Below are 11,417 nucleotides of genomic sequence, written 5' to 3'. Positions count from 1 at the left end.
GACTTGGTGGAGTCAGCCGTCAGGCGATGGGTCGAGCAGGTCGGTACTGAGCAGTCGGGGCAGCCCGGAATCGGCAAGGCGCTGACGCCGGAGCAGCAGCGCATTCGCCAACTCGAATCGGAGAACCGCCAGCTTCGCCAGGACAACGACTTGTTGAAAAAAGCGTCGGCCTTCTTTGCCCGAGAACTGAGATGAGCTACCGGTGCATCGATCAGTTGCAAACGAAGGCCACCACGGTCGCTTCGCTATGCCGGTTACTGGCGGTCAGTCGCTCGGGCTACTACGCAGCGCGCTCGCGCCTGGAGCGTCCGCAGCGGGTTTGCCCAACCACGGCCCATCTGCAAGCCGCTTTTGCCGCCTCAGGACGGACCTACGGCACTCGCCGTCTGCAAGCGACCTTGCGGGCAAAGGGCGTCCAGGCGGGGCGACACCGTATTCGTCGCCTCATGCGAATCCATGGGCTACGCCCGGTTTGGAAGCGCAAGTTCATTCACACCACAAACAGCCGGCATAAGTTACCGATCGCCGACAATGTTCTGAATCGGCAATTCAGGCCGGCCACGATCAATGCCGCGTGGGTCTCGGATATCACCTACATCCGCACCGGCGCCGGCTGGCTCTACCTGGCGGCAGTAATGGATCTGTACTCGCGCAAGATCGTCGGCTGGGCGATGGCACCGACCATGCACGCCGAACTGGTTTGTTCCGCCTTGAAGATGTCCATCACGCAGCGCCAAGCGCCGGCCGGGCTGATCGTGCACTCGGACCGTGGCAGTCAGTACGCCAGCGCCACCCATCGCGAACTGCTGAGTTGTCATGGCTTGCTGGTCAGCATGAGCCGCAAGGGCAACTGCTGGGACAACGCCGTGATGGAACGCTTCTTCCTGAATCTGAAGATGGAGCGCGTTTGGCAGAAAGACTACGCCAACCATGCCGAGGCCAGCCGGGACATCGCCGACTACATCGTCAGCTTCTACAACAACACCCGCTTGCATTCGACACTGGGCTACATGGCACCCACCGCGTACGAACGCAATTTCGCCGTAAAACAGCTTATCGCGGTGTCCGAAAAAACTTGACCACTACAGCATGAAAACGGGCCCATCAAGCGCTCACTACGGGCAAAAGAAAAGCCGATAAAAATCAGCGGCTTAACTTAGATGTACTGGCGGAGAGGGCGGGATTCGAACCCGCGTTGGGATATTATCCCAAACACGCTTTCCAGGCGTGCGACTTAAACCACTCATCCACCTCTCCGTGGAAGAGGCGGAAGTTTATCAGAATCCTGCCGCGATGAAACCCCTGCCGGGCGACAATTTCAGATGACCTGTTTTTAACGGTCTGGTGTCTCGGTCATGCTGGGATAACGAACGAAATCGACCAGCGCCTGAACCTCGACTGAAGGTGGCGGCGTCAGCACGCTGACGACGATGGTGACGATGAAGCCGAGGGGGACACCAAAGATGCCTGCAGAGATCGGTTCGATGTCGAACCACGCATGCGCCATCGACCCATTGAAAAATGGATGAGTTTCCGTCACGTAGTAGAGCGTCACCGCCAGCCCCGCTCCCATGCCGCACACGGCACCCCATTTGTTCGCCCGTTTCCAGAAGATGCCGAGAACAAGCGCCGGGAAAAACGACGCAGCGGCAATGGAGAAGGCCAGCCCCACCATGAACAGGATGTTGTCGGGTCGCATCGAGGCGACCCAGGCCGCGATGGCGGCGACCAGCAAGAGTTGCGACTTGGAGATAACGAGCCGGCGCTGGGTGGTGGCGCGCGGGTTGATGACCTTGAAGTAAAGGTCGTGCGACAGCGCGTTTGAAATGGTGAGGAGCAAGCCGTCCGCCGTCGATAGTGCCGCAGCGAGCCCGCCCGCAGCGACCAGCCCGGAGACGACATAGGGCAGCCCGGCAATTTCCGGCGTGGCGAGCACGATCACGTCGGTGTTGAGCGTGAGTTCGGCGAGTTGGAGCAAGCCGTCGCCATTGAGGTCTTCAACGCTGACCAGGCCGATCTTGCCCCAGGAGGCGACCCAGTCGGGCAGGAAGGCGATGCTGCTGCCGACGAGGTTGTTGTACACCTCCCACTTGGCAAACACGGCGTAGGCCGGCGCGGTGATGTAGAGCAAGGAGATAAAGAACAGTGACCACATCACCGATCGGCGTGCTTCGGAGACGCCGGGGGTGGTGTAGTAGCGCATCAATACATGCGGCAAGGCGGCGGTGCCGACCATGAGCACGAACATGAGCGCGAGAAAGTTTCGGCGCGAAGCATTGACCTCTTCGGGCGTGTCGCCGGGAAACGCGTCGGCGTGACGCGGCGGCGCGCGCGATTTTTCCAGGGCGGCGGCGCGCTCGGCGTCCCACCGCACACGCGCCTCGGCTTCGGTTCTGGGCAGATCACGCATGTCGCGCTCCGCCATGGCGACTTCGCGCGCCGACGCGTCTTCGTTGCGCAATTGCTTCACCCGCTCGCCCAGGGCAAGGCGTTCGGCCTCCATTGAATTGGGCAAATCCGCAATCTTCTGCTCGAAGGCTTGGGCCCGGAAGCGATACTGATTGCGCACGTCAATTTCGACCGGATCGGTCAGCAGCTTTTGTTCTTTTTCGCTGATTTTCTGCAGCACGGTGCCGTAGGCAATCTGCGGCACTGGCACGCCAGTCACCTTCCAGGACAGCAGCACCACCGGGGCCAGGTAAGCGATGATGAGAATCACGTACTGCGCAACCTGGGTCCAGGTCACAGCGCGCATCCCGCCCAGAAAGGAACACACCAGAATGCCTGCCAGACCCACAAACAGGCCAATCTCGAACTCGACGCTGAGAAACCGGCTGGCGATCAAGCCAACGCCGTAGATCTGCGCGACGACATACACAAAGCTGGCGAGGATGGTGGCGGCGAGGCCCACCAGCCGGGCGGTGTTGCCCTCATAGCGGGCACCGAGAAAGTCGGGGATGGTGTATTGGCCAAACTTGCGCAGATAGGGCGCCAGCAACAAGGCCACCAGCACATAGCCACCGGTCCAGCCGGTCACGAACGCCAGCCCCTGGAAGCCCGAGAAGTAGAGCGTGCCGGCCAGACCGATGAACGACGCGGCGCTCATCCAGTCGGCCGCGGTCGCCATGCCATTGAACACCGCCGGCACGCGCCGTCCGGCGACGTAGTACTCCGCCACGTCGGCGGTGCGACTCATGACGCCGATCGCGGCATAGATGGCGATGGTGGCAAATAGAAATACGTGGCCGATGATGCGCTCTGACAAGCCCAGTTGCTCACCGACCGCCAGCAACAACACAAAAACGGCGAACGACCCGGTATACCAGCCGTAGTAACGACGCAGTTGCTGCGAAAACCCGGAATCCGCCACGCGTGCCGCCTCTCCCCTGTTGCCGACGCGCAAGTATAGCCTGCGTGATCGGGCTGAACGCCGAGGGATGGTGGGCGAGTGCCGTGCCCCTGCGAATACGCCGGCTGGCAAGGCCACGCCCCGACACCCGTTTCAGGCGCCGGGGCGTTCGCCACGCCTCAATACTTCAAGCGCGCGTAGTAGGTTTTTTGCGCGGCTTCACGGGCTTCGCCGAGGGTGCGCACGCCTTTTTCGGCGAGCAGCGGAATCATTTTGAGGAAGACCTCGGCGGTGACGATCGCGTCACCCATCGCAGTGTGACGCCCGATCACGGTCACCCCGAACCGCTCGGCAATGGCTTCAAGCCGATGGCTGTCCTGATTGGGGTGGATGATGGCTGACAGCAACAAGGTATCCAGCACCGGGTGATCGAACTGCATCCCCGTCACTTCCTCCTTCAGTTGCAGGAAGCGCATGTCGAAGGCGGCGTTGTGCGCCACCAGCACGGTATCCGCCGCAAACGCATGCAAGGCTGGCAGCACTTTGGTGATATCGGGCTGACCGACCAGCATTTCGGGCGTGATGCCGTGGATCTTGGTGGACTCCGGTGGCAGGCTACGCTTGGGATCAACCAGTTGCTCGAAACCGTCGCCCTGCAGCAACTTGCCGTTCAGAATGCGCGTCGCACCGATCTGGATGATTTCGTCGCCTTGCGAGGGGTTCAGACCGGTGGTTTCGGTATCGAACACCGTATAGGCGAGCTCGGACAGCAGCTGATCGTCATGTTCGTGGTTGCGCTCTGACCAGCTGAACAGGTCGAAGTCGTAGTACTCCGGCCGGCTGTCGCCCTTCAGATAGACGTCCGAGGTCACCTCCTCCTGGGGCGTCGCAGATGGCAGCACCAGTCGGAAGAAGGCACGGTGCTTGACCTTCTCGCGCTCCAGCCACATCTCACCGTCGTGTCGTTCGATCACGTCGCGCACGGTCAATGGGCTGTTCTCGCCGGCGAAACGCATCGGCTCGAGTTCCCAGTTCATGACGGTTTCGGTGCTCATCGCCTGACCCGACCAGATCAGATCGAGGTGCACCAGCCGCCCCGCGCCCGCCAAGCGGAAGCGCAGCTCTCGGATTTCGAACTCGTCGGACAGGCGGCTGGCCAGGTAGGTGACCGCTTGCAGCAGCGAGAAGCTATCGACCTTGACCCACAGCGCCTCATCGACCTCCTCGATTTTGGTGCGCAGTGACAGCCGGCTCTCGATCCGGCGCTGCGCGGCAGCCACCAGGTCGGCCCCCAGCATGTCTTCGAGCTGCCAGCGGGCCTTGAGTGAGTCGGCAAACGCGGATGCACTGTGATCGAGGCGATCACTCATGGCTTTGACTTCGTCACGGATCACGCCACGGAAACGGGTGCGCAGCTCGTCATCCAGATCGGAGAAGTCGAGCATCTCGGCTGCCGCACGCACATTGGCCAGCGAGGCACGGTTGCCCTCGGTGAGGGTGTGCAGGATTTCGTCGCGACGTGCTTCGTTTTCAATGGTGCGCGTGATGTTGTCCAGCATCAGAATGAAGCCGGAGACGGGGCGATCACCGCCCTCGGCCGCGGCCACGCCAAGCACCGGCGCCATCTGCACGCGCAGCAGCTGGCCTGCGCGCGTGGTGGTCACAAAATTGGTCACCGGCTGCGCGGCGCTCTTGCGCAAACGGTGTTGAATATTTTCGAGCGCATGGGCGATCAGATGACGATCCATGACCGCATAGATCGACCGCCCCAGGCCGATCAGTTCGCCGCCGCCGGCCGCCCCGGGCGCGTCCGACATGGCGCGAAACTGCAGCCGTGCGCGGTTGTTGTAGAGCAGGATGCGCCCATCGAGGTTGCATACCACGACGCTTTGGGTGAGTTCCGACATCAGCGCGCCGAGGCGGTTTTTTTCTTCCTCCACCGAGCGCCGCGCATCGGCCACACGGGTTTCCACGTCGTCCTGAAGACTCTGACGCTGATCGGCCAAGGTATTGATGATGTCGACAAACGCACAGGTTTCGGCATTGCCATCGGCGGTCAGGCGGCGTGTGGGCTCGGCCTTGAGCAAGGTCCGGCCATCTTCGGCCAGGCGGGCGGGCACGGCCACGTAACGGCGATGCAGATCGCGCAACACGATTGCGCTGACGGCCATGGCCATCACCAGCATCGCGCCGAGCAAAGCGCCGCGTGGCGAAATGATGGGCACCAAGGCTTCGCGCTCGTCGGGCGAGAGGTCAGCCCAAACAACCCAGCCACAGACGCCGACAACAATCAGCAACCAGGCGCATACCAAGGCGACGCTGAGTAGAAGTCGATTCTTTGGGCTCATGCATTCGACCCAAGCAGTTGATGCACCTGGTCGACCAGGTCTTTGGTGGAGAACGGTTTGGTCATATAGGCATCGGCGCCGAGCGCCAGCCCCTTGGCCATTTCGGTATCCCGACCTTTGGCGGTCAGCATCAAAATTCGCGTCGACGAGAGCGCCGGATCGGCCTTGACCTCCTGGCAGACATCGAAGCCACTCTTCTTCGGCATCATCACGTCGAGCAGTACGAGGTCCGGCGAATCGCTGCGGATCTTGGCAATCGCCTCTTCCCCGTCGCCCGCGATGGACACGTCGAAGCCCTCGCGTTTCATCAGGAATTCCAAGGAGATGACGATATTCGGCTCATCGTCGGCGATCAGTATTTTTTTTGATTGTGTCATGTAGCTTCCCTCCCCCTTACATCACATTCTAAGTCATTGTCCTGACATCAAAGCATCAGGGTAATTCCCCGTTTTCGCCGCCGGATACCGCCAGTTTTCGAGGCAACTCGAACGAAAACACCGCCCCCTTGCCGGGCTCGCTGGTGACCCACAAGCCCCCCCCGAAGTGCTCAATGATTTCGCGGCTGATCGGCAGCCCCAAGCCGGTACCGGTGGGCTTGCCGCCACTGCCGCTGGCCTGACGAAACTTCTCGAAGATCTCGCTCTGGACATCCTGCGGAATGCCTGGGCCGTTGTCGCAAACATCAACACGCACACCGGCTTCGCTTTCGCTCATCGCGACTCGCACCACCCCGCCATGCTCAGGCACGAAGCGCGCCGCGTTGCCGATCAGATTGGTGAGTACCTGGATCAGTCGATCGCGGTCCACCCGCAGCACCGTCACCGTCGGCGGCAGCGCCAGCACCAGTTCGGCTTTTCGATTCCGTACCAGCTGGCCAGCGGTGGTTGCCACATGCTCGATCAGCTCGATCAGGTCCACATCGGTGTCGTGCCACTGCGCGTGACCGGACTCAATCTTGGCGAGATCGAGCACCTGATTCACCAGCCGGGTGAGGCGCTCGGTTTCTTCGACAATGATGCCCAGAAAGCGCTTTCGTTCGGCCAGATCGATCTTTGGATCGTCCAACAGCAATTCGGAGAAAGCGCGGATAGAGGTCAACGGCGTGCGCAACTCGTGCGTGACCGAGGACATGAAATCGTCCTTCACCCGGTCGAGTTCCTGCAAACGCTCGTTGGCAGCGCGCAAATCTTCGGTGGCCGCCTGCAAGGCCTGCGACTTTTCTTCGAGTTCGCGCGAATAGGCGCGCACCTGCGAGGCCTCGTCGAGGATGTTCATCACCTCTTCGATGCCGAGGGTCTCCTCCTGCACCACCGAGGCGATCATCACCCGCGCCGACACGCTGCCAATCGCGCCGGCCAGCAGTGTTTCGGCGAAATGCACCAGATCGCCGTCGGCCTGCAGGTCTTCGATATGTTCAACGCCCTGACTGTGCGCATAAGCCGAGAAATTCACCCGGACGCGCTCTGCACCGAGGAATCGCGCAAGCAGTGCAAGCAGGTCGTCAATCTTGGCCTGACCGCGCCAGAACCGCGCCGCGCCGCGCGACTCACGCTTGAGGATGTCGACAAACACGCTGGCCTGCCCGGCCTCCACTGCGGTGGGCGGCCGCCACAGTGAGACCGCCACAAAGGCGCCGATATTGGCAAACATGCTCCAGAACAAGGCGTGCGTCGTGGCGTTGACATCGCCAAAGCCGAAGAGCCGCTCGGGCATCAGCAGCTCGATGCCGAACATGCCCGATTCGACAAAAGCCATCGGCAACCAGCCCGACTTGGCAAACGAGGGCAGCAGCAAGGTATACAGCCAGACGCCAAATCCCGCCGCCAGACCGGCCACCGCGCCATTTCGCGTGGCACCGCGCCAATACATGCCACCGAGGAGCGCAGGGGCAAACTGCACCACCGCGGCAAAGCTGATGAGGCCAATTGACACCAACGCGTAGGCTTGGCCGGCGAGTCGGAAATACAGGTAGCCCAGCAGCAGGATCACCACGATCGCGCCGCGCCGGATAAACAGCAGCAAGCCGGTCAGATCATGCGGCGCCCAACGCCGAAAGCGCGTATTCGACAGTAGCAGGGGCATCACCAGGTCGTTGCACACCATGGTCGACAGCGCGATGGTCTCCACAATGACCATGCTGGTCGCGGCCGACAAGCCGCCAATAAAGGCGAGCAATGTGAGCGTGGAATAGCCCTCGGCCAGCGGTAAGGTGAGCACGAAGGAGTCCGGGTCGATCACATCCGCCGGAAAACGCAGCATGCCGCCCAAGGCAATCGGCAACACAAAGATGTTGATCAGCAACAGATACAGCGGAAACAGCCAGGTGGCGCGCTTGAGATGTCGTTCGTCGACGTTCTCGACCACGGCAATCTGGAACTGTCGCGGCAACATCAAGAACGCCAGTGCCGACAGCACGGTCAGCGCAAACCAGTCCGCTTTGCTGCCTGCCATTTCCAGGCTCAGCAAGGGCGCGAGGTCGGGCGAGATGGCCGCACGCACGAACAGATCTTCCCAGCCGTCAAAGATGAAATAAGTGACAACCACGCCCACCGCCAGAAAGGCGATCAGCTTGACGATGGACTCGAAGGCGATGGCCGCCACCATGCCCTCATGGCGCTCGGTCGCATCGAGATGACGCGTGCCGAAAATCATCGTAAACGCGGCGAGCACCAGCGCCATGTACAACGCGGTGTCGCGATACCAATCGCCGCTGGAGCCCGGATGGGCACCGGTCAGCAAGCCGTACTCGCTGGAGACGGCTTTCAGCTGCAGCGCGATGTAGGGAACGATGCCGATCACCGCCACCAGCGTGACCATGCTCGCCAGCAGCCGGCTCTTGCCATAGCGCGAGGCGATGAAGTCGGCGATCGAGGTGATGCGGTAGGCCTTGCTGATCCGCACCATCTTCAGCAGCACCAGCCATGACACCCCCATGACCAGCGTCGGCCCCAGGTAGACCGGCAAGAACCCCAGCCCGGTCGTCGCCGCGCGACCCACGCTGCCGTAGTAAGTCCAGGCCGTGCAATACACCGCCAGCGACAGCGCATAGACCCAGGGATTGGCGATCAGCGAGCGGCCCGCGTCGGCGCGGCGATCGCCATAGAGCGCAACACCGAACAGCACCACCAGATAGGCGAATGAGGCGCCAACGATGACACTGCTCGACAGCATGGCGCGCTCCTATCGAAAACCGGACTCGACGATCCAGGCGAGCACCGCAATCACGGCGGCCCAGATGCCGAACATGGAAAGGAATACGAGCGGAACGCCAAACAGCGCGACGGCGGCGTCGAACAACCAGAGGAGTGGCGCATTGAATGCCAGCGCCGCAAACAGGGTGCAGGCGACCAGACGTTGCCGCGCGAGCGCTTTACGCATCACCGCACCTCGTTCGGAAAACGGAAAACCATTATAGCCCGCCCCCAACGCCCGCCCCGATTGCTTCGGCGGTTCGATTCAGCAAAAAAAGAAGGCGCGTTACCGCGCCTTCGTCTCCTCGTATATTGGCCCGCTCTATGGCAGGCTCCCCTCGTTATTCTTTTTGCGGGGCGCCGTCAGTGCGGCGCCTCCGCGGAGGTCAGGCGCTTATCCCTTGAGCTGATCCAGAATGGCCGGATTCTCGAGGGTGGAGGTGTCTTGCGTGATCTCCTCGCCCTTGGCCAGCTGACGCAGCAGACGGCGCATGATCTTGCCCGAACGCGTCTTGGGCAGGTTCTCGCCAAAACGGATGTCTTTCGGCTTGGCGATCGGGCCGATTTCCTTGGCCACCCAGGCAGACAACTCTTTGATAACCGCCGGTGCATCCGCTTCGGACGGACGCGGACCCTTGAGCACCACGAAGGCCACAATCGCCTCACCCGTGGTGTCGTCAGGACGACCCACCACCGCCGCTTCGGCGACTTTCTCGTGAGCGACCAGCGCGGATTCGATTTCCATCGTGCCCATACGGTGACCGGAGACGTTCAGCACGTCATCGATACGACCGGTAATGGTGAAATAGCCGGTGTCGATATCGCGGATCGCGCCATCGCCTGCCAGGTAGTACTTGCCCTGGAAGTCAGCCGGGTAGTAAGACGTCTTGAAGCGCTCGGGGTCACCCCACACGGTGCGGATCATGGACGGCCACGGACGCTTGACGACCAGAATACCGCCTTGGCCCCACGGCTGCTCAAGACCGGTTTCATCGACCACGGCGGCCTGAATGCCCGGGAACGGCAGCGTGCACGAACCCGGCACCATCGGCGTCGCGCCCGGCAGCGGGGTGATCATGTGACCACCGGTTTCGGTCTGCCAGAAGGTATCGACGATCGGGCAACGGCTGCCGCCGATGTTCTCGTAGTACCACTCCCAGGCCGCCGGATTGATCGGCTCACCGACCGAACCCAGAATGCGCAGGCTCGACATGTCGTAACGATCCGGATGCACGGCTTCGTTGGCATCGGCCGCCTTGATCAGCGAACGGATGGCCGTCGGCGCGGTGTAGAAAACACTGACCTTGTGGTTCTGGATCATCTTCCAGAAACGGCCGGCGTCCGGATAGGTCGGCACGCCTTCGAACACCACCTGGGTCGCGCCGCAAGCCAGCGGGCCGTAGGCGATATAGGTGTGACCCGTGACCCAGCCGATGTCGGCCGTGCACCAGAACACGTCGTCCGGCTTGATATCGAAGGTGTATTGCATGGTCAGCATGGCGTGCAGCAGGTAGCCGCCGCTCGAATGCTGAACGCCTTTCGGCTTGCCGGTCGAACCCGAGGTGTAGAGCAGGAACAGCGGGTGCTCGGCACCCACCCACTCCGGCTCGCAGGTCTCGGGCTGCTCGGCAAGAATGTCATTCAGCCACACATCACGGCCCGCCGTCATGTTGACCTCAGTGCCGGTGCGCTTGACCACCAGGACTTTCTTGATCGACTCGCAGCCGCCCATGGCCAGCGCTTCATCGGCGATCGGCTTGAGCGGGAGCGCCTTGCCACCACGGAACTGGCCGTCGGAGGTAATCAGGGCTGCCGCGCTGGAGCTTTCGATACGATCACGCAGGGATTGCGCAGAAAAACCGCCGAACACCACCGAGTGGGTTGCGCCGATGCGGGCGCAGGCCTGCATGGCCACGATGCCTTCGATCGACATCGGCAGATAGATCACCACGCGGTCGCCCTTGGCGACGCCGACGCTCTTGAGCGCGTTGGCCATCTTGCTGACGCGGGAGAGCAGATCCTTGTAGGTCACCTTGGTGACCTGGCCGTCATCGGCTTCAAAAATGATCGCGACCTTGTCGCCCAGACCATTGTTAACCTGACGGTCAATACAGTTGTACGAAACGTTCAGCTCGCCGTCGTCGAACCACTTGAAGAACGGGGCGTTGGACTCGTCGAGCACCTTGGTGAAAGGCTTCTTCCAGTCGAGCAGATTGCGGGCGTGGTTCGCCCAGTAACCTTCGTAATCGGTTTCAGCCTGCTTGACCAGGGCCTGATAGGCCTCCATGCCGGGAACAGCAGCATTCTTGGCCAGCGACTCGGGGGGGTAGTACAGCTTCTGGGCGTTGTCGGACATCTCTCACCTCTCCTCAATTCACGGAATCGAAATTCGGTTACTTGCTCCAGTCTGCGCCGGAACAATCAACAGACATTACCATCAGCGGCGACACTCAATAAACCCGGCCACTGAGAACAGACCGCATTAAATGAAATCTATCTTACACAGGACTTACACCTTCGTGGCACTGC

The 11,417-nt window shown here is 61.5% G+C and carries 7 protein-coding genes and 1 tRNA gene; 1 reads left to right on the top strand and 7 read right to left on the bottom strand.

Annotated elements, in window-relative coordinates; all coding sequences use genetic code 11:
* Nucleotides 1–1,079 (top strand): IS3 family transposase gene (locus tag FHP89_RS05520; RefSeq protein ID WP_260851485.1). Its coding sequence is split into 2 segments (ribosomal slippage), with 1,080 coding nucleotides annotated over them: nucleotides 1–166 and nucleotides 166–1,079; the frame shifts between segments, so codons are not numbered across the junction. This gene is flagged as partial in the annotation.
* 87 nt (nucleotides 1,080–1,166) lie between these two features.
* On the opposite strand, the gene FHP89_RS05515 is transcribed toward FHP89_RS05520, so the two are convergent.
* The 7 genes from FHP89_RS05515 to acs form a co-directional block, all read right to left on the bottom strand.
* Nucleotides 1,167–1,257: transfer RNA gene (locus FHP89_RS05515), tRNA-Ser, on the bottom strand.
* Between the two features lie 76 nt (nucleotides 1,258–1,333).
* A complete protein-coding gene (locus FHP89_RS05510; protein WP_144179579.1) occupies nucleotides 1,334–3,370 on the bottom strand; it encodes a sodium:solute symporter family protein in 2,037 nt (678 codons plus the stop codon).
* A gap of 158 nt (nucleotides 3,371–3,528) precedes the next feature.
* Complete coding sequence (locus tag FHP89_RS05505) at nucleotides 3,529–5,697, bottom strand: exonuclease domain-containing protein (protein WP_144179578.1); 2,169 nt, start codon at nucleotides 5,695–5,697, stop codon at nucleotides 3,529–3,531.
* The gene (locus FHP89_RS05500) at nucleotides 5,694–6,074 is read right to left on the bottom strand and encodes a response regulator transcription factor (RefSeq protein ID WP_144179577.1); all 381 of its coding nucleotides are present in this window, start codon (nucleotides 6,072–6,074) and stop codon (nucleotides 5,694–5,696) included. Before FHP89_RS05500 ends, FHP89_RS05505 begins: the two co-directional genes overlap by 4 nt.
* 55 nt (nucleotides 6,075–6,129) lie before the next feature.
* On the bottom strand, nucleotides 6,130–8,868 hold the full coding sequence (locus tag FHP89_RS05495; RefSeq protein WP_144179576.1) for a sensor histidine kinase: 2,739 nt from the start codon (nucleotides 8,866–8,868) through the stop codon (nucleotides 6,130–6,132).
* Nucleotides 8,869–8,877: 9 nt separating this feature from the next.
* A complete protein-coding gene (locus FHP89_RS05490; protein WP_186300398.1) occupies nucleotides 8,878–9,075 on the bottom strand; it encodes a hypothetical protein in 198 nt (65 codons plus the stop codon).
* Between the two features lie 207 nt (nucleotides 9,076–9,282).
* Nucleotides 9,283–11,244 carry an acetate--CoA ligase gene (gene acs, locus FHP89_RS05485; protein ID WP_144179574.1) on the bottom strand — a complete coding sequence of 654 codons (1,962 nt, stop codon included), beginning with the start codon at nucleotides 11,242–11,244 and terminating at the stop codon, nucleotides 9,283–9,285.
* Nucleotides 11,245–11,417 lie beyond the last annotated feature (173 nt).

The sequence above is a fragment of the Denitromonas ohlonensis genome (assembly GCF_007625205.1).
Taxonomy (GTDB): domain Bacteria; phylum Pseudomonadota; class Gammaproteobacteria; order Burkholderiales; family Rhodocyclaceae; genus Nitrogeniibacter; species Nitrogeniibacter ohlonensis.
Note: the sequence above shows the minus strand (reverse complement) of the source record. Positions and strands in the feature narration are given on the sequence as shown.